This is a genomic window from Arthrobacter sp. 49Tsu3.1M3 (assembly GCF_900168135.1).
Taxonomy (GTDB): Bacteria; Actinomycetota; Actinomycetes; order Actinomycetales; family Micrococcaceae; genus Arthrobacter.
Map to the genome: position 1 here is coordinate 129,451 of NZ_FUZD01000008.1, position 17,788 is coordinate 147,238.

The 17,788-nt window shown below is 67.4% G+C and carries 22 protein-coding genes, 1 other RNA gene and 1 riboswitch; of the genes, 5 read left to right on the forward strand and 18 right to left on the reverse strand.

Annotation, left to right across the window (positions count from 1 at the left end):
• Position 1 precedes the first annotated feature (1 nt).
• From B5X90_RS11340 to ssrA, 3 genes are all read left to right on the forward strand, one after another.
• Positions 2-1,405, forward strand: coding sequence for a M23 family metallopeptidase (locus B5X90_RS11340; RefSeq protein ID WP_079553014.1), 1,404 nt, complete (start codon positions 2-4; stop codon positions 1,403-1,405).
• A 114-nt stretch (positions 1,406-1,519) separates the two neighbouring features.
• Complete coding sequence (gene smpB / locus B5X90_RS11345) at positions 1,520-1,990, forward strand: SsrA-binding protein SmpB (RefSeq protein WP_026266743.1); 471 nt, start codon at positions 1,520-1,522, stop codon at positions 1,988-1,990.
• 111 nt (positions 1,991-2,101) lie between these two features.
• Positions 2,102-2,470, forward strand: a transfer-messenger RNA (tmRNA) gene (gene ssrA, locus B5X90_RS11350).
• A 139-nt stretch (positions 2,471-2,609) separates the two neighbouring features.
• On the opposite strand, the gene B5X90_RS11355 is transcribed toward ssrA, so the two are convergent.
• The 14 genes from B5X90_RS11355 to B5X90_RS11415 form a co-directional block, all read right to left on the reverse strand.
• Complete coding sequence (locus tag B5X90_RS11355; RefSeq protein WP_256860184.1) at positions 2,610-2,954, reverse strand: SHOCT domain-containing protein; 345 nt, start codon at positions 2,952-2,954, stop codon at positions 2,610-2,612.
• Positions 2,955-2,992: 38 nt separating this feature from the next.
• Complete coding sequence (locus tag B5X90_RS11360; protein ID WP_018775273.1) at positions 2,993-3,457, reverse strand: DUF6325 family protein; 465 nt, start codon at positions 3,455-3,457, stop codon at positions 2,993-2,995.
• A 302-nt stretch (positions 3,458-3,759) separates the two neighbouring features.
• Positions 3,760-3,894, reverse strand: a complete 135-nt coding sequence (locus tag B5X90_RS21630) for a hypothetical protein (RefSeq protein WP_018775274.1) — start codon at positions 3,892-3,894, stop codon at positions 3,760-3,762.
• Between the two features lie 47 nt (positions 3,895-3,941).
• The gene (locus tag B5X90_RS11365) at positions 3,942-4,313 is read right to left on the reverse strand and encodes a hypothetical protein (protein ID WP_079553018.1); all 372 of its coding nucleotides are present in this window, start codon (positions 4,311-4,313) and stop codon (positions 3,942-3,944) included.
• Positions 4,314-4,400: 87 nt separating this feature from the next.
• Complete coding sequence (locus B5X90_RS11370) at positions 4,401-4,769, reverse strand: fluoride efflux transporter FluC (protein WP_026538448.1); 369 nt, start codon at positions 4,767-4,769, stop codon at positions 4,401-4,403.
• On the reverse strand, positions 4,769-5,218 hold the full coding sequence (locus B5X90_RS11375; protein ID WP_079553021.1) for a fluoride efflux transporter FluC: 450 nt from the start codon (positions 5,216-5,218) through the stop codon (positions 4,769-4,771). The genes B5X90_RS11370 and B5X90_RS11375 overlap by 1 nt, the downstream gene beginning before the upstream one ends.
• Positions 5,219-5,932 (reverse strand): metal-dependent transcriptional regulator, encoded by a 714-nt coding sequence (locus tag B5X90_RS11380; RefSeq protein WP_079553023.1) that lies wholly within the window; start codon positions 5,930-5,932, stop codon positions 5,219-5,221.
• Positions 5,933-5,948: 16 nt separating this feature from the next.
• Positions 5,949-7,235 carry an Nramp family divalent metal transporter gene (locus B5X90_RS11385; RefSeq protein ID WP_079553025.1) on the reverse strand — a complete coding sequence of 429 codons (1,287 nt, stop codon included), beginning with the start codon at positions 7,233-7,235 and terminating at the stop codon, positions 5,949-5,951.
• A gap of 167 nt (positions 7,236-7,402) precedes the next feature.
• A complete protein-coding gene (locus B5X90_RS11390) occupies positions 7,403-8,197 on the reverse strand; it encodes a class I SAM-dependent methyltransferase (protein ID WP_079553027.1) in 795 nt (264 codons plus the stop codon).
• Between the two features lie 81 nt (positions 8,198-8,278).
• On the reverse strand, positions 8,279-9,754 hold the full coding sequence (locus B5X90_RS11395) for an aminotransferase class V-fold PLP-dependent enzyme (RefSeq protein WP_079553030.1): 1,476 nt from the start codon (positions 9,752-9,754) through the stop codon (positions 8,279-8,281).
• A 34-nt stretch (positions 9,755-9,788) separates the two neighbouring features.
• Positions 9,789-9,902, reverse strand: a riboswitch (SAM riboswitch).
• A gap of 77 nt (positions 9,903-9,979) precedes the next feature.
• Entirely contained in the window at positions 9,980-10,810 is an 831-nt protein-coding gene (gene hisN, locus B5X90_RS11400) for a histidinol-phosphatase (RefSeq protein ID WP_028277489.1), read from the reverse strand.
• A gap of 76 nt (positions 10,811-10,886) precedes the next feature.
• Entirely contained in the window at positions 10,887-12,002 is a 1,116-nt protein-coding gene (locus B5X90_RS11405) for a ribosome small subunit-dependent GTPase A (protein ID WP_079553032.1), read from the reverse strand.
• Positions 11,986-13,389 (reverse strand): 3-phosphoshikimate 1-carboxyvinyltransferase, encoded by a 1,404-nt coding sequence (aroA, locus tag B5X90_RS11410; RefSeq protein ID WP_079553034.1) that lies wholly within the window; start codon positions 13,387-13,389, stop codon positions 11,986-11,988. The genes B5X90_RS11405 and aroA overlap by 17 nt, the downstream gene beginning before the upstream one ends.
• 7 nt (positions 13,390-13,396) lie before the next feature.
• A complete protein-coding gene (locus B5X90_RS11415; protein WP_028277492.1) occupies positions 13,397-13,945 on the reverse strand; it encodes a DoxX family protein in 549 nt (182 codons plus the stop codon).
• A 248-nt stretch (positions 13,946-14,193) separates the two neighbouring features.
• On the opposite strand from B5X90_RS11415, the gene B5X90_RS11420 reads away from it, so the two are divergent.
• Together B5X90_RS11420 and rsrA are read left to right on the forward strand one after the other, a co-directional pair.
• A complete protein-coding gene (locus tag B5X90_RS11420) occupies positions 14,194-14,946 on the forward strand; it encodes a sigma-70 family RNA polymerase sigma factor (RefSeq protein ID WP_143264722.1) in 753 nt (250 codons plus the stop codon).
• Positions 14,943-15,203: a mycothiol system anti-sigma-R factor gene (gene rsrA / locus B5X90_RS11425; RefSeq protein WP_018775287.1), complete on the forward strand. Its 261-nt coding sequence runs from the start codon at positions 14,943-14,945 to the stop codon at positions 15,201-15,203. The genes B5X90_RS11420 and rsrA overlap by 4 nt, the downstream gene beginning before the upstream one ends.
• Before the next feature lie 97 nt (positions 15,204-15,300).
• Here the strand turns inward: rsrA and B5X90_RS21850 are convergent, their stop codons facing one another.
• The 4 genes from B5X90_RS21850 to B5X90_RS11440 all read right to left on the reverse strand — a co-directional run bounded on the left by B5X90_RS21850 (position 15,301) and on the right by B5X90_RS11440 (position 17,715).
• The gene (locus B5X90_RS21850) at positions 15,301-15,375 is read right to left on the reverse strand and encodes a 50S ribosomal protein bL37 (RefSeq protein ID WP_104061284.1); all 75 of its coding nucleotides are present in this window, start codon (positions 15,373-15,375) and stop codon (positions 15,301-15,303) included.
• A 114-nt stretch (positions 15,376-15,489) separates the two neighbouring features.
• Positions 15,490-16,128: a PadR family transcriptional regulator gene (locus B5X90_RS11430; protein ID WP_079553036.1), complete on the reverse strand. Its 639-nt coding sequence runs from the start codon at positions 16,126-16,128 to the stop codon at positions 15,490-15,492.
• Entirely contained in the window at positions 16,128-16,955 is an 828-nt protein-coding gene (locus tag B5X90_RS11435; RefSeq protein ID WP_079553038.1) for a DUF4097 family beta strand repeat-containing protein, read from the reverse strand. Before B5X90_RS11435 ends, B5X90_RS11430 begins: the two co-directional genes overlap by 1 nt.
• A gap of 160 nt (positions 16,956-17,115) precedes the next feature.
• Positions 17,116-17,715: a GDSL-type esterase/lipase family protein gene (locus B5X90_RS11440; protein ID WP_079553040.1), complete on the reverse strand. Its 600-nt coding sequence runs from the start codon at positions 17,713-17,715 to the stop codon at positions 17,116-17,118.
• Positions 17,716-17,788 lie beyond the last annotated feature (73 nt).

Here is a 17,788-nt window from a genome sequence, read left to right on the forward strand (position 1 = left end):
TATGACACCGATGGCCCGCCGCCCCCTCCGGCAATCCCTCCGGCTCCGCCTGGTGGGGCGCCGCAGCCGGATGATCAGCGCCACCCTGGCGCTGGTCCTGGCCGGGACCATGGGGGCCTCGAGTCCGGCGGCGTTCGCCGACGACCTTGAGGACCAGCAGGCCGCGCTGCGCGACGAGGCGGCCCGGGTCCAGCACTCCCTCGAGTTCGTGGACGGCCGGATCGCCCAGGCCGCGGCGGACCTGGTCCTGTACCAGGGCCAGCTCCCGGGCGCCCAGCAGGCGCTCACGGACGCCCAGGGCCGGGTGGCCGGAGCGGTCCAGGAAGTGCAGGCCCTCGCGGCCCGCGTGGACCTGGCGCAGCAGAACAAGGCGAAGATCACGCAGCAGCTGGAAGCGGATAAACAGAAGATCGCGGACACCCGGAAGCTGATCGGTCAGATCGCCACGCAGGCCTACAAGTCCGGCGGCGTCCCGTCCAACCTGTCCCTGTTCTTCGGCTCGAACCAGGGCGGCAGCCTGACGGACACCATCGACCTCGCGGACCAGGCCCTGCGCAGCCAGAACTCCGCGATGGACAAGCTCACCCAGCAGAGCGCCACCAACGTCAACGCGCAGGCCCGGCTGGCCGCCGTCGAGGCTGAAATCACCGACCTCAAGGCCAAAGCCGACGCCGCACTGGCCCGGGAAAAGGCCGCCCGGGACGAGGCCGCAGCCAAGAAGGCCGCCGTGGACAAGCTGATCGCCGACACCACCCGGCTCGACGCCCAGCTCCAGGCTGCCAAGCCCGGCATCCAGAACCAGCTCGCGCAGGTCAAGGCCCAGCAGGACGCCGTCGCCGCCGAGATCGCCGAACGCGACCGGAAGCTGAGGGAGGCGTGGGAAGCGGAGCAGCGGCGCATTGCCGAGGCCGCAGCGGCCGCCGCCCGGGCGCAGGGACAGGCGGTCCAGCCGTATGTCCCGCCGGCCCAGGGCTCACCGTCGGCCTTCGGGCTGCAGCACCCGTTCCCCGGGAATATTCCGATCACCTCAGGGTTTGGCTGGCGGGCGACGCCGCCGGGCACCATCGACTTCTACGGCCAGGGCGGCTATATGCACACCGGCATCGATTTCGGTGCCGCCTGCGGCACGCCCGTCTACGCCGCGGCTGCCGGAACCGTCTTCTCGGCCGGCTGGGCCAACGACGGCGGCGGCAACAACGTGAAGATCTCCCACGGGGTGGTCCAAGGCAACTCGCTGACCACGATTTACTACCACAACACGTCCGTGGCGGTCTCGGTCGGCCAGCACGTCAACCAGGGGCAGCTGATCGCCTATTCAGGCACCACCGGCAACTCCACCGGCTGCCACTCGCACTTCGAGACCTGGCTCAACGGCCGGGCCGTGGACCCGATGAACCTGCTGTAGTCCTGCCCGGGCCATCCGGCGGGCCATCCGCTGAGGCGGGCGGCCTGCCGTAAACTGGAAAGACTCCGTACCACCTGGCCGGAGTGAACCACCAACAAACCAAGGAGTCCTACCGTGCCCAAAGAAAGTGGCCGTAAGGTAGTGGCCACCAACCGCAAGGCCCGGCACGACTACCACGTCCTTGACACTTATGAAGCCGGCATCGCACTGATGGGCACGGAAGTGAAGTCCCTGCGCGAGGGCCATGCCTCGATGGTGGACGGCTTCTGCACGTTCTACAACGACGAGTTGTGGATGGAGGGCATCCACATCCCCGAGTATCACCAGGGGAGCTGGACGAACCACGCCGCCCGCCGCCGCCGCAAGCTGCTGCTGCACCGCGAAGAGCTCACCAAGATCTCGCACAAGATCCGCGAGTCGGGCTTCACGATCGTGCCGCTGCAGCTGTACTTCGTGGACGGCCGCGCGAAGGTCGAAATCGGCGTCGCCCGCGGCAAGAAGGAATACGACAAGCGCCAGACGCTGCGCGAACAGCAGGACAAGCGTGAAGCGCAGCGCGTCATGCGCGAACGCAACCGCCGCTAGCGCGCCGCAGGCTGTCACCGTCCCCGGGAATGTTTCCGGGAGGCGGTGCGTTATGATTGGTAGTCCGGGAAGGATCCGAAAGTATCCGGTCCGGGTTTGATAAAAAAATACGGGGATGATCGGTTTCGACGATGTTAGTCGCGACAGGTGAAGCGGGCCGAGGATGCAGAATTATCTCGTAAACGCTGTCTGCAAACCAATAAGTGCCGAATCAAAACGCACTGACTTCGCTCTCGCTGCCTAAGCAGTAAGACAGTCCGTCAGCCCGAGGTTGCTATTGCCCCGGATCCTGGCGTCATTTAGATAGCCACTGCTGTTTACCTCCGTCATCGGGGTAAACGGGACTCTTAGATGACTGGGCCCGGATCAGCCAGCTGTTTGCAGCATGGCTGGGGCCGAGAAAATCCAACGCAAACTGCGCCCGGAGAAGCCCTGACAACACGACATCGGACGGGGGTTCAATTCCCCCCATCTCCACATAGGGGCCCGGCAACGGCGCTCCACCCCGTATTGGGTTCACAAAACTCCCCGCCGGCTTCTGCCGGCGGGGAGTTTTGTGCGTTAAGCGGGAAGGGAAGCGCCGGCAGGCACTTCCCTTCCCGTCCGCGATACGCCAACGTCAGGTGCCGAGGACTTTCGCCTTCTGGGCCGCAAACTCCTCTTCGGTGAGGATCCCTTGCTCCTTCAGCGCCCCGAGCTGTTTGAGCTGCTCGAGCGCTTCGTTGGATATGCCGCCGGCGGCCGGAGGAGGGGGCGGTGGCTGCTGGTAGACAGGCTGCTGGTATTCCTGCGGCGGTGGCTGCTGCTGGCCCATCTGCGCATCGTAGGCCTCCTGCTGCTTGGCCGCGGTCGCGGCGTCCTTCTCGGCAAACTTGTTGGCCTGGCGGCGCTGAACCCGGCCGCTGACTGCACTGGCCGTCCCGGCAACGACTGCCGTCCGCGCCACACCCCTAAGAAGTCCCATAATTCTTCTCCTTCACATCTCGTGTTCTGCGTCAGGTCTCAGGCGTCGGCAACCGGAGGTGCGGCGGCGTCAAGGGCATCCAGTGCTTCCATCACGTCCGGCGCAGGGATCCGCGTGCTCGCGATGAGCTCGCCCCCGCTGTCCCGAACAGCCGCTACGAACGGTGCGGCCCAGGTGTTCTCGTAGACGATCAGCGCGGCCACCGTCCCGGGGAGCAACGCGGCCGAGGCCTCGGCGATGTCATCGTCGCCCAAAAGCCCGGTCCGGGCCCCCTCGAAGTAGGAGAACCCCGCCGCGGGACCGCCTGGGTCGGTAAGTTCGAGCACCTCGACAGATCCGTCGTCGTTCTTCATGACGACGAGGAGATCGAAGAGGCGGATCACGCCCTGCTCGACGAGCTTAACGAGTTCCTCACTCGCCTGTCCCGTTAGTCCCGATACGGGGAACTCCAGGAGTACGAAGTCGACCGGCCCGTGGGCCTCAGTCTCCGGTGTGGTTGTCACTGGTATTCCTCCGGTCTGTGTCGAGCACGCTGTCTGGCGCACTGGTCTTAGTGTGGGCGTTCCCCGCCGGGCCGTCACCACCCGCGTCGAATGATTCCGATGGCGGGCCGCGCCGCTCAACGGTTGGAACTGCCCCGCGGACATGGCCCCGGGATCTGACCTCTCGGTCGGATCCCAAGACCACTAAACCGCCAACGGGAGATTGTCACATCATCCATTTCGGGTGAGCCCCCAGCCCGCCGGGACGTGTCAGGGCAACACAACGAGAGGCCGGAAGCAACGGCTTCCGGCCTCTCGATTTTTCAGCGCTTCTTGATGTGTGCCACTGGGTCGGTGTGGGCATCTACGATGTGTTTCGCCTTTTTCTCTGCCCGTTTTTCCTTGATGGTTTTAACCGACTTCTTCGACACGCTCTGGTGCGGCGTCTTGTCAGGCATGGTGCTCTCCCTCACGGCAGGGGCCAGGGGTAGCCCCGTCTTTTAAGCTACGCCTCGGGAACGGCGGCGTCCACGATGCCTGCGAAACGGCTGCCGACGCCGTCGTACACACTGCGCACGAGCCCGGGCCCGAGCACCGGGATCTCGCGTGCCTCGTGGTGCGCGCAGCAGACGTAAGTGAACTCCGGCCACCATTTTTTGGGCCGGGCCGCTTCGGAGAATCCGCAGACGGCACAGGTGAGCTGGACCCAGACGGGCCGCTTGCCGGTGCGGTTTGCCTTGGACTGGACCAGCCACGCCGGCGGGTTGTCCAGCAGCTCGCCCAGCTCGGCCTCGGACAGCCGGGGCGGGATGCCGTGACGGTGCGCCATTTCCAAGGGAATGTCGAGGATCTGGGCTGCTTCACGTCGGGTAACCATCCTTCAACGATACGGGAACGACGGCGGCCCAAAGCCACCAGAACGCCCCGGTGTAACGCTCAACACACCGGCGGCTGGCTGAGGTTTTCAGCCCGCGAGGGCAAGTCCCAGCGCCGCGGCCGCGAGCCCCGCGAGGAGGTTCGAGCCGATGTTGAGCGCCGCCGCCCGGTACCGCTCTTCGCTGACCAGGCGGACCGTCGCGGTGGTCCATGAGCTGAAGGTGGTCAGGCCCCCGGCGAGACCGGTTGCGATCGCGGCGTGCCAGTCGGCGCCCAGCTCCAAGTGGCCGGTCAGGCCGACGGACCAGCCGATGATGAAGGATCCGACGACGTTGACCGTAAAGGTCGCCCAGGGCCAGTGTGGTCGGGAGCCCTGATGGTGCGCAAACCAGGAGTCGACGGCGAACCGCAAGAGTGCTCCCGCCACCCCGCACGCCCCGACCACGAGTGCGGTCATCATTGCGCACCGCCGCGGAGGTCGGCTATCGCCTTGCCGGTCTTCCAGCCGGCCGCCGCCGCTCCGAGGCCCAGGACGAGCGAGAGCCCGAGGTAGGCCAGCCACGTGGCGTGGAAGCCGCCGCGGATCTGCTGGTCAATGGCGATCACCAGCGCCGAAAAGGTGGTGAAGGACCCCAGAAGGCCGGGGCCGATGCCGGCGCGCAGCCAGAAAGCCGTCTGTGGCCGCGCGATCCAGAGGGTCGTCAGGGTGGCCAGGACGAAACTCCCGAAGACGTTGATCGTCAACGTTGTCCACGGCACCGCGCCGGCGCTTTCCGGAAAAATCAGGCCGGCGCCGAAGCGCAGCTCGGTTCCGATCAGTCCGCCGACGGCGACGGCGGACCAGGCCTTCCAGCTCGGGACGCCGGGGCGCGGCACAGCCCGGCGCTCGTCCAGCGCACCCTTCACTCAGCTCTCCGTGACGCTGCAGCCGGCGTGCCCGGCATCGCTGTGGACCCAGAGGGCCGAGGCGACCTCGTCGGCGAAATCGAATTCACGCGGTGCCGCGGCGGAACCGATCCGCACTACCATGGGGCCGCCGAAGGGACGCCGGCCCACCACCTCGACTTCGGCGTCGAGGTCGATGTCCTCGGCGGCGAGATAGCGCAGGAGCTCCGGGTTCTCGTCGCTGATCCGGGTGATCCGGCCGGTGTGGCCGTCGTCGAGTTCGCTCAGGCGGTGGGCGGCGGGCATCAGCACCGAGCCGTCGGCTGCCGGGATGGGATCGCCGTGCGGGTCCCGGGTGGGGTTCCCCAGCTTGGCCGCCATGCGTTCAATGAAGGTGTCCGAGACAGCGTGCTCCAGGAGCTCGGCTTCGTCATGGACCTCGTCCCAGCGGTACCCCAGCTCGCGGACGAGGAAAGTCTCGATCAGCCGGTGGCGCCGGACCATGGAAAGGGCGAGCCGGACTCCATCGCTGGTGAGCGTGACGGCGCTGTAGGGCTTGTGGTCTACGAGGCCCTGGTCCTTGAGTTTGCGGACCATTTCCGAAACCGAGGAGTTGGCGACGCCCAGGCGCTGCGCCAGCTGCGTGGAGGTGATGGGCTTGCGCTGCCACTCGGTGAACGAATAGATGACCTTGACGTAGTCCTCGATCGAGGAGGAGGGCGTACTGGTCTTCACAGACCTAAGCCTACCGTCAGCTGCCTCCGGAGAAAGTGAGCCACAGCAGGACCAGGTTAAGAGCCACGACGAGCACCACGCTGATGATGGCGGCGATTCGGAGGGCCGGGCCGTCGGCAAACCGGCCCATCAGGGCCTTGTTGCTGGTCAGCACCACCAGAGGGACCAGGACAAAGGGAATCCCGAAGCTGAGGACCACCTGGCTCAGGACCAGCGCCCAGGTGGGGTCGAAGCCCACCGCCAGCAGCACGACGGCGGGGATAAGGGTCACGACGCGCCGGGCCATGACGGGGATCCGGATCTTGAGCAGGCCCTGCATGATGGTGCCGCCGGCATAGCAGCCCACTGAGGTCGATGCCAGGCCGGAGGCGAGCAGCCCGACCGCGAAGATCACGCCGACGACCGGGCCGAGATTGGCGGTGATGGCGGCGTGCGCGCCCTCGATCGTGTCCGTGCCTTCTTCGCCACCGAGGGTGGAGGCGGCCAGGAGCAGCATGCCGATGTTGACCAGTCCGGCGATTGCGAGGGCGGCCACGACGTCGAACCGGGTGGCCCGGACCAGGCGCGCGATGGCCGCCGGGGGAACATGCAGGTGTTCGTCCGGCCGGTGCCGGTCCCGGGACAGGGCCGAGTGGACGTAGATGGCGTGCGGCATGACGGTGGCCCCGAGCATGCTGGCGGCCAACAGGACGGTGTCCGGGCCCTGGAAGCCGGGCACGAGCCCGGCCAGGGCGGCCCCCGGATCGGGCGGGCTGATGAACAGTCCGGCCAGGAAGCCGACCGTGATGATGCCGAGCAGGAACATGATGATGAATTCGAACGGCCGCTGTTTCTGCCGGGCCTGGACGGCGAGCAGGAGCATGGACACGGCGCCGACAATCACGGCGCCAAGGGGGAGGGGCAGGCCGAAGAGCAGGTACAGGGCGATTGCGCCGCCCACCACCTCCGCGAGGTCGGTGGCGGCGGCGACGACTTCGGCCTGGACCCAGAAGGCGCGGCGCCACAGCGGCTTGAGCCGTTCGCCGAGGATCTCCGGAAGGCTCTTTCCGGTGACGATCCCGAGCTTGGCGGACTGGTACTGGACGAGGACTGCCATGACGTTGGCGGCCACGAGGACCCACACGAGCAGGTAGCCGTACTGCGCCCCGGCGGTCAGGTTGGCGGCCACGTTTCCGGGGTCCACGTAGGCGATCGACGCCACGAACGCCGGCCCCAACAGGCCGATCAGCGCCCTCCGGGCACCCGGGTGTTTGTAAGTGGGGGCGTCCTGCGCCGGTTGCCCGTGTCCCGTTACCTCCAGCACTGCAAGCTCCTGTGATTGGCGCGTCGGCGGTGACGCGATGATCGGCGCCGGCCGGAAAACAGCCGGTGTCAAAGTTTCATGTGCCTATAAGAAATTATTAGGCATACCGAAACAATAGGCCCGGCGGGCGCTGCGTGCAATCCGGGGGAGTCCGGGGTGAGCGTGCATCAGGCCCGGAAGGCCCGCCACGTCTGGGTCAGGTAGGGCAGCCGGAGCACCTCGCCCGGGGTGTGCCCCAGGTGCTCGTGCAGGTACCAGGCGAGGTTGGCTGTGACCTTGGCCCGGGTGGAGTCCGATGCCGCGAGATAGTAGCTGCGGGACTTGGCCAGCTCCTGGATGTCCTCCGTCGTGACGGAATCCTCCCAGCGCGTCAGGTGGCTCTCCAGCCCGGTGAACTCGGCGCCCACGGCCGGACGGAAGTGCGGTTTGTGCACGTCCCCGGCGTGCATGATCCGGGAGAGCCTGTGCACCCAGGGCACGCTGGTGTCCAGCTGGTTCCAGATCAGGCCCAGCACGCCGTGCGGCCGCAGGATCCGGGCAATCTCGGTGCTGGCCAGGCCGGAGTCGCACCAGTGCCACGCCTGGGCGACCGTGACCAGGTCAAAGGACTCCGGCTCGAGACCGGTGTCCTCGGCGCTGCCCTCGATGGCCGTGACGTCCGGCAGGGTCCGGCGCAACTGCCCGAGCATGTCGGCAGAGGGGTCCACGGCCACCGTGCCCAGTCCGCGTTCCGCCAAAAGGGAAGTGAACTTCCCGGTGCCCGCGCCAATGTCCGCGGCGTCCCTGGCTCCCGCCGGGACCAGCCAGTCGGCCGACTCCTGCGGATAGCCGGGGCGGACGCGTTCGTAGTGCTCGCCGCCGTCCTGGAAGCTTTGTCCGAGTTCCTGGCGCCGCTCGCTGTGCAGTTTTGGTCCGTTGTGCAGCTTCGGTCCGCTGTGCAGCCTGGGGCCGGCGCTTGCCACGTGCGATCTCCTTCGGGAAGGTCCTGCTGGTTTCAGATACCCTTCGAATTTACCGCACCCGCGCCGGGCCCTGGTCCTGCCCTAGTCGAGGGTGCAGGGCGCAGCGCCGGCGGTGCCCGGGGTGTTCGGCGCCCAGTGCGGGTAGCTGCGGGTATCGTTGGCCGGCACCCAGCGGCCGGCGTCCACCACGTAATCCCAGCCGAGTCCGTTCTGCCGCAGCTGCTGCAGTCCGGCCAGCAGGCGTTCGGCGTCCTCCAGCCGTGAGCCGAGGCCGAAGCTGGCCCGCAGGGAACCGGCGGGCAGGCCGAGCCGCTTGAGCAGCGGGTGGGCGCAGAAGCGGCCGTCGCGCAGGCCAATGCCGTGTTCGGCCGACAGGTAGGCGGCGACCAGTCCGGCGTCGTAGCCTTCCACGGAAAAGTTCACGACGCCGATCGTGCCGGTGTCCGGGTGATCGCTTCCAGCGGAAGAAGCAGAGGAAGACCCGGACGCCGAATCGGCAAAGATCCGGTGCACGGTTACTCCCTCGATGCCCTGGAGGCCCTCGACGAGGAAGGACCGGATGGCGTCCTCGTGGGCCTGCCACTGCTCCGGGTCCAGGGCCGCAATGACCTGGGTGGCGCGGGCGAGGGCCGCCGCGCCGAGGACGTTCGGCGAGCCACCCTCGTGCCGGGCAGGCCCTGTGGTCCAGCTGACGGAGTCGAGCCGGGCATCGCGGACCGCGCCGCCGCCGGCCAGGTGCGGGGTGCCGGCGTCGAGCCAGTCCGTCCGCCCCACCAGCACGCCGGCGCCGAACGGGGCGTACAGCTTGTGCCCCGAGAAGGCGAGGTAGTCGACGTCGTCCGCGGCGATATTGATCCGCCGGTGCGGGGCGAGCTGCGCGGCGTCGACGACGATCCTGGCGCCGTATTCGTGCGCCAGGGCGGCCAGGGTGCGGATCGGGAGGATCTCGCCGGTGACGTTGGAGGCGCCGGTGACGGCCAGCAGGCTGACGCCGCCGCGGGCGAGTTCGTCGCGCAGGCGGTCCACGGTGGCCGCGAGGGTGGCGGCGGCCACGACGCTGCGGTGCGGGACATTCTGCCAGGGCAGGAGGTTGGCGTGGTGTTCGATGTCGAGGTAGAGGACCTCGCCCGCGGCCCGCCCGTCGCGCAGCGGCAGGCAGCCGGCCAGCAGGTTCAGGGAATCGGTGGTGTTGCGGGTGAAGATCACGGAATCGTCGGGCCGGCCGCCCACGAAGTCCCGCACGATGTCCCGGGCGTTCTCGTAGACGGAAGTGCTGATCTGCGATGCGTAGCCGGCGCCGCGGTGCACGCTTGCGTAGTACGGCAGGATTTCATTCAGGTAGGCCGAGACCACGGACAGGGCCGGGGCGGAGGCGCCGTAGTCAAGGTTGGCGTAGCGCGCGTGGCCGCCGGTGATCAGCGGTGCCTGGATTTCGGCCCCGGTGACGGCTGCCAGCGGGCGGGCCGCGAGGGCCTGGCGGCCATCAGCCTGCCCTGCGGACTGTTCTGCACCAGCAGCATGGAATTCAGTGGCAACGGGAAAAATGGCAGTTGTCATGGGACCTCACTCGAACAGGACCCCACACCGTGGGAATCCGCGCTTGCCGGGTCCGTTCCGGACCGGCCAGGTCGTCACCCGGGGCACCCCACCGCGACTGGAGGGTTGCCGGCCAGCAAACCGGGGTTTAGCGCTGGCACTCGTGACCTGCATCGAGCGTAGGACATCGGCGCAGCCGGGGAAAAGGCGGGCACCGATTGTGAAGCGGATTATTACGGGCGCGGTTCAGTTGTTCGGGTGCGCCTGGAAGAGGTCGTCGAGCCCGGGGTTGAGCCGCTTGAGGACTTCCGAGTGCAGGATCGAATTGGTGGCCAGGGCGTTGCCGCCGAAGGGACCGTCCTCGCCTTCGAGCGAGGTGAAGCGGCCGCCGGCCTCGGTCACGATCGGCACCAGGGCTGCCATGTCGTACAGGTTCAGCTCGGGTTCGCAGGCGATGTCCACAGCGCCCTCGGCCACGAGGCAGTATGACCAGAAGTCACCGTAGGCGCGGGTCCGCCACACTTCCTCGGTCAGACCCAGGAACTCATCCAGGTTCCCGCGTTCCTTCCAGCCGCCAAGGCTGGAGTAGGACAGCGAGGCGTCCTCGAGATTGGAGACGTTGGATACCTTCAACCGTGTGGCGGCGGCGAGCGAGCGGCCCGTGTAGGCGCCTGCACCCTTGGCGGCCCACCAGCGCTTGCCCAGTGCCGGCGCGCTGACGACGCCGACCACCGGCTCGCCCTCGTCGACGAGGGCGATCAGGGTGGCCCAGACCGGGACACCGCGGACAAAGTTCTTCGTGCCGTCGATCGGGTCGATGATCCACCGGCGGGAGCCGTGGCCCGAGCTGCCGAATTCTTCGCCCAGGACTGCGTCACGCGGACGTGACCGGGAGAGCTGGCCGCGGATGGCCTCTTCCGCGGACTTGTCGGCATCGGTGACGGGTGTGAGGTCAGGCTTCGTCTCGATCCGAAGGTCGAGCGCCTTGAAGCGGCTCATGGTCTGGGAATCGACCGAATCTGCCAGTACATGGGCAAGGCGCAGGTCATCGTTGTAGCTCGAAGCGGGTTGGCTCATGGTTCCAAACTACCGTCAAACCTGGCTGCCGGGCGGGAGGCCGCGGCACGGCGCCGCCGCCCCGCCGCCGGTCCGGCTAGGAGACGGTGCCCAGTTCCTTGGTTTCCTGCGCTTCCATCCGCGGGTCCGTGCCCAGCAGCCGGCGCAGGGACGCGAGCCTGGCCGGTCCCGAGGGCCCCGCGTGCCCGGCCGCAACCCACTTGTCGACGCCGCAGTTGACGGCCGTGGAGTCGTGCTTGCAGCCGCGTTCGCAATCATCGGTGCCGGGTTCCAGGTCCGGGAAGGAACGCAGGATCCGGTCCGGGTCCACGTGGGCCAGGCCGAAGGACCGGATGCCGGGGGTGTCGATGATCCAGCTGCCGGCCGGGGCATCGTTGACTTTGAGCGCCAGTGCCGAGGAGGACGTGTGGCGGCCGCGGCCGGTTACCGCGTTCACGCCTCCCGTGGCCCGCTCGGCGCCGGTCAGGGCGTTGACCATGGTGGACTTGCCGACGCCGGAATGGCCCAGCATCACGGTGACCTTGCCGTCGAGGTAGTCGCGCAGCTGGGACACCGCGTCCTTGTCGAGCCGGGCCGAAAGTCCGTCGTCGGAGCGGGCGTCGATGCCGGAAGCGGCGGAGTCGGCGGTCTTGGAGATGATGACGGGGAAGTCGAGGTGCTGGTAGTTGGACAGCAGCTCGGCGGGATCCTTGACGTCGGCCTTGGTGACGAGCAGCAGCGGCTCAATGCCGGCGTCGTACGCGGCCACCAGCGCACGGTCGATGAAACCGGTCCGCGGCTCGGGGTTGGCGGCGGCGACCACCACAACCAGCTGGTCGGCGTTGGCCACGACGGCGCGTTCGATCGGGTCCGTGTCGTCGGCACTGCGGCGCAGCAGCGTCTTGCGGTCCTGGATCTTGACCAGCCGCGCGAGGGTGTCGGGCTCACCGGTGACATCCCCGACGAGGGAGACGAAGTCGCCGGCAACCACCGGGTTGCGGCGCAGCTCACGGGCCCGGGCCGCGATGATCTTGCGTTCGTCCGCGGTCCCTTCGCCGACGACGGCGGTGTAGCGGCCGCGGTCGACGGTGATGATGCGTCCGGTGACGGCGTCGTCGTAGCTGGGCCGGTCCTTGGTGCGGGGCCGTGTGCCCTTCTTGTTCGGCCGGATCCGGACGTCGGACTCGTCCCAGGAATCAGTGCTGCGTGCCACCGGCGGTGTCCTCATCTGCGGCGGGTCCCTGGGCCAGCATCGCTTCCCAGAGTTGCGGGAAATCGGGCATGGTCTTGGCCGTGGTTGCGATGTCCTCGACTTCCACCCCGCGTACGGCAAGGCCCAGAATGGCGCCGGCGGTGGCCATGCGGTGGTCCGCGTAGCTGTGCACCACACCGCCGTGCAGCGGGGCCGGGCGGATGATGAGGCCGTCGGGGGTTTCTTCGGCGTCGCCGCCGAGGCGGTTGATTTCGGCGACGAGGGCGGCGAGCCGGTCCGTTTCATGGCCGCGGAGGTGGGCGATGCCGCCCAGCCGCGAGGGGCCGGCGGCGAGGGCGCAGAGCGCGGCCACGGTGGGGGCGAGTTCGCTGGTCTCGTCGAAGTCGCCGCCCTTGATCTCCGGTCCACCGCTGACCGTCAGGGTCCCGCCGTCAATCGTCACCGTGGCGCCCATAGCGGTCAGGATGCCGCGCCAGAGATCACCCACCTGGGTGGTTTCCGCGGGCCAGTTCGGGATCCGCACGGTGCCGCCGGTGGCCAGGGCCGCCGCGAGGAAGGGTCCGGCGTTCGAGAGGTCCTGCTCGATCCGGACGTCGAAGGCGCGGATCGGGCCGGGGGTGACAATCCAGTGGTTCGGCACCGAGTCGTCGACCGCCACGCCCACGCCGCGCAGCACCGCCACGGTCATGTTGATATGGTCCAGGCTCGGTACGGGCTTGCCGACGTGTTCCCGGCTTTGATGTTCCAGGTGGAGTCCCTCGGTGAAGCGCGCCCCGGCCAGCAGCAGGGCGGAGACGAACTGGGACGAAGCGCTGGCATCAATGACCAGGTGGCCGCCGCGCACTTCGCCCGAGCCGTGCACCGTGAACGGCAACGACGACGCCGGACCGCCGTCGCGTGCGGTCACTGCCACGCCCAGGCCGGCGAGGGCCTCGATGATGGTGCCCATGGGGCGTTTGCGGGCGTGCGGGTCGCCGTCGAAACGGGACTCACCGCGGCGCAGCGCGGCCACCGGCGGCACAAAGCGCATGACCGTACCGGCCAGGCCGCAGTCGATCGCCGTGTCCGCCGCCGCGGTGTCCATGCTGATCGGGACGATTTCCAGGTCGGGGCCGAAGGCTCCGTCGCCGGGCACTTCCGTGACGGTGGCCCCCAACTGCCGCAGGGCCTCAATCATCAGCGCGGAGTCCCGGGAGTGCAGGGGAGCCCGCAGCCGGGAGGGTCCGTCCGCGAGGGCGGCGAGCACCAGGTACCGGTTGGTCAGGGACTTGGATCCGGGAACGGTGACAGTGGCATCGACCGGCCGTGCGGCGAAGGGGGCGGGCCAGTGCGGACCGGCGCCGGCAGGGTGGGACGGGGCAGCTGCAGAGGGGGTGGTGCCAGTCATTACCGTCTTAGGCCCCGGCCGAGTGGTCTACGGCCTTGCGGACGACTTTGTCGGCCTTCTTCAGCTGCTTGTTGGTGGTCTTGCGGGCATCGGCGGCGAGGTGTCCGGCGCTCTTCTTGGCATCGGCGGCCAGGTGCCCGGCGCGCCAGGCCAGGCTGGGCTTGCCGGCAGTATCGACTGCGGCGAGGAGCACGCCGCCGGTGAGGGAGACGTTTTTCAGGAGCTGTTTGCGGCGGGCGTCGCGGGCTTCTTTCGAGGAGATGTCCGCGCTGCGCCATTCGACGTAGCCGTTCAGGAGCGAAATGACGGCGAGCAGGGTGGCCGCCAGCCGGGCGGACTTGCCGAGGGCGAAGCAGACGCCGGCACCGATCTGGGTGCCGCCGATCACGCGTGCCACGACTTTTTCATTTGGCTGGAACGGCAAGGCGTCGGCCGCGCGGCGCAACAAGGGGGACAGCTGCGCCGCAGTGTCATCCGCGTTCTTGAGCTTGTCCATGCCGGCGAGGACGAAACTGGAGGCGAGCATGGGCCGGGCGAGAAAGCGGACAAACGACATGAATTTCCTCCTGGATGGACGAACAGCGGCTTCACTGCGGGAGAACCGGTTCTAGTCTTGCACTTTTGCGGAATATTTGCCCGCAGGACGTGGTTGTGAAAGGCAGATCCCAGCAGGCTAACGAAGGCGAAGAATTGACTCTGGTCAAAGACAGGGCGGAACCGGAAGCCGGTTCCGGGCAATCATGGACCCTCGCGCTTCCGTCGGTTCCGGGTGCCCGGCGGAAGGTGACAGTAGACTTGAACGCAATGAGCACCATGGACCCGGCCGTTGCGGCCATGCACGAGGTTGCCGGAAACGACGCCACGCCCACTAAGACACCTGATGCCGGCACTGCCGCCGCGTTGGAGACCGAGGTGGACGGGAAGCCCCTTGATGTCTCCACCGAGTCCGCGGAAGAGCGCCGGGTGCGCTTTGAGCGTGACGCCATGCAGTACGTGGATCAGCTGTATTCGGCGGCCATGAGGATGGCCCGGAACCCCTCCGACGCCGAGGACCTGGTCCAGGAGGCGTATACGAAGGCGTTTTCCGCGTTCCACCAGTACAAGCCGGGGACCAATCTGAAGGCCTGGCTGTACCGCATCCTCACCAACACGTACATCAACCTGTACCGGAAGCGTCAGCGCGAGCCGCTGCAGTCGAATTCGGACACCATTGAGGACTGGCAGCTGGCACGTGCCGAGTCGCATACGTCCTCGGGACTGCGTTCGGCGGAGGCTGAGGCCCTTGACCACCTGCCCGATTCGGATGTGAAGCGTGCCCTCCAGTCGATTCCGGAGGAATTCCGGCTGGCCGTGTACTTCGCCGACGTCGAGGGTTTCGCGTACAAGGAAATTTCGGACATCATGAACACCCCCATCGGGACTGTGATGTCCCGGCTGCACCGTGGCCGGAAGATGCTGCGGGACATGCTGGCGGACTATGCCGCCGAACGAGGATTCAGGGCCGCCACCGAGTCAAGCGCCGCGGCCGACAGCAACAAACAGGAGAACAGGAAATGAGCGACTGCCAGGGACTGGGCGATTGCGATGACGCCCGGATGCAACGTATCTATGAATATCTGGATGGTGCGCTCACGCGTGCAGACATCGCAGAGATCAAGGACCACCTGGACAGTTGCCCGGAGTGCCTGGAGCAGTACGACCTCGAATGTGTCATCCGCGTGATGGTCAAGCGTTCGTGCACCGAAGCAGCTCCGGAAAACCTCAAGAACTCCATCCTGGACCGGATTCACTCGATCCGGACTGTGGAAGCCTGAGCCGGACCGAGGAAGCCTGAACCGACATAAACGAATGACCCCGGAATCCGTGAGGATTCCGGGGTCATTCGTTTAAAGCTGTCATTCCAAGCTTTGCTTAGGCGTTGGGGCGCTTACCGTGGTTCGCGCCGCCACGCTTACGGTCACGACGTTTACGTGCACGTTTGCTCATAGCTGGCCTCCTTAATCTTGGTACTCAAAAGAGCTGCCCTCAAGTCTCCCACATCGCGGCACCCGCCGCGAACCGGAGGCCCGTGCTACGGGCAGTGGCCGGTCGGGCCCGGCCTCAGCCCTCCAGCGAATTCCGGATCGAGATCCGGGCCTGGTCCAGCACGGTCCTGACCGTCTCAAGCGTCACGGCGGTGACAGGACGGCTCCCGGCATGACGCCGCAGTTCCACCCGCATGTCGTCGCGGAACGCCTGCACCAGCATTTCCGCCTCCTTCAACCGCCGTTCGCCCTCCGGGGAGTACCAGGGGCTTCCCGCGCTGCCGGCAGTGCCCGTCCCGCCGGCAGAACCCGCGGCGCGGGCCGAGGTCCGGGCCGCCTCCGCCGTGGCTGCAAGATCGGCCCGGAGGCCGCGCATATTGACGCGGATGTCCTGGCGCAGGTTGTCGGCAAGCCGGCGGACCGACGCCGAGATGTCGTTCTCGACGCCGGCGAGTTCGTCCCGCCGGCTGTTCAGTTCCGTCAGACCGGCCGCAGTGATGCTGTAGTTCGTGCGGCGGCCCTCCGTGCGGGTGGCGACGAGCCCTTCCTCCTCAAGCTTGCCCAGGCGCGGGTAGATGGTTCCGGCACTGGGGGAGTACGTGCCGCCGAAACGCTCGCTGAGCGCCTTGATCAGCTCGTAGCCGTGCTTGGGGCCCGATTCGAGCAGGGCGAGCAGGTACAGCCGCAGCGCCCCATGGGCGAAGACCGGAGGCATCAGAGGGCCGTTTCGGTGTCCGGGCTGGGCTGGCCGTGGAAAAGCGACGTTTTTCCCGAGACCGAGTTGGTCCGGACCAGCATCAGCTTGGCGTCCGGTCCCGCGATGGTCTGCACCGTGCCGCCGGGCTGGACGTACCTCGTGTCATCGATGACCACCGCGCCGCTGGCGGACTTGGCCACGATGTCCACGCCGATGTCGTGCGGCAGCCGGATGGTGACGTCGCCGGAGACCGAATTGGCGCCAAAGTCATGGGTAAAGCCGTGCAGGTCGAAGTTCAGGTCGCCGCTGACGGTGTTCGCCCGGATGTTGCTGAATTCGCCCGAGGCCGTCACTTCGCCGGAGACGCTCTTGGCGGTCAGGACGCCGCGGTGGTTGCGGGCGATCACCTCGCCGCTGACCGTGTTGACCGACAGGTTCCCGGCGGTGCCGTCGGCCAGCACGGACCCCGAGACGGTGTTGAGCCGGGTGTGGCCGCTGAGCCCGGAAACCATGCCGTCGCCGCTTACCGTTCCGGCCTCGACCTCGACGCCGGCCGGCAGGGCGATGCTGATGACCACCGAGTTGCTGCTGCCGTTGTTGACGGTGCTCATCAAGTTCTTGAACCAGCCCTGCGGGCCGTGGAGCTGGTGACGGACTTCCAGCCGGCTGTTGACGATCGAAACCGACAGCGGATCGCCCTCGATTTCGGAGACCTCGATCCTGGCAACGTCCTCGTCATGGGTGACGATGTCGAAGCGGCCGCGGACAATCCCGAGTTTGAGGGAGTGGACGCCGTCGACGTCGATGGTCTGCGGGCCGGTCACGGTCCACGTGTTCTCTGACATGGTTCCTCCGGAAAGGCGAAAGGGGCTGGACAAACTAACGATATATCGCGACTATGAAGTCACGATATATCGCACTTGCCGGCAGGTCAAGATATATCGCGAAATCCCCGGAGAGTGGGTTCCGGCTCGGCCGTTTGCCTGCTTGCCCCTGCTTGCCCGCCTATTCCGGGGTGTCGAGGCCCAGCCACTGGAACCAGCCGCGGTGCAGCACGAGCCAGGCCATGAGGCCATAGCCGGCCTGGCCGGGCGTGCCGCCGTTGGCCGCGAGGTCCTGGCGCCACTGCTCGTGGTTCAGCAGCGGCGAGAACGTGTCGACGTAGAGGTGCTTCCGGCGCGTCGTGACGTCGGCGAAGGCGGTGTTGAGCTCGCCGAGCCTGCGGTTCTGGGCGGGGTCAAGCGTGGGGGGCGGGCCCACGACGAAGACCTCGATCTTGTTCTGGGAGGCGGAGTCCAGGATGTTGGCCAGGTTCAGGCGGCTGCGGGCCGTGGACAGGCCGAACTCAATGTCGCGTCCTGACAGGCCGATCACCAGGCGGTTTTCGTGGTGGTTGCCGAATCGTCGGCCCGCCTCCTCGAGCCAGCGGGCCGCAATGCCCTCGGTGCCTTCTTCCGGGCATGGCAGGGAGTAGCACTCCAGGGCGACGCTGTCCTGCGGCGTGCGGGCCAGGACCCGGCCCAGCCAGCCCAAGGCGCGCGGATCACCAAGCCCGGCCAACAGCTCGTCCCCAACGGCTGCGATCCGCAGCTTCCGATCTTCCACGACTACCTCTTCACTTCAACGCTGTCCATCAAGCTGACCACTAATAGTCCATTAAACAGAACCGCCCGGCCGG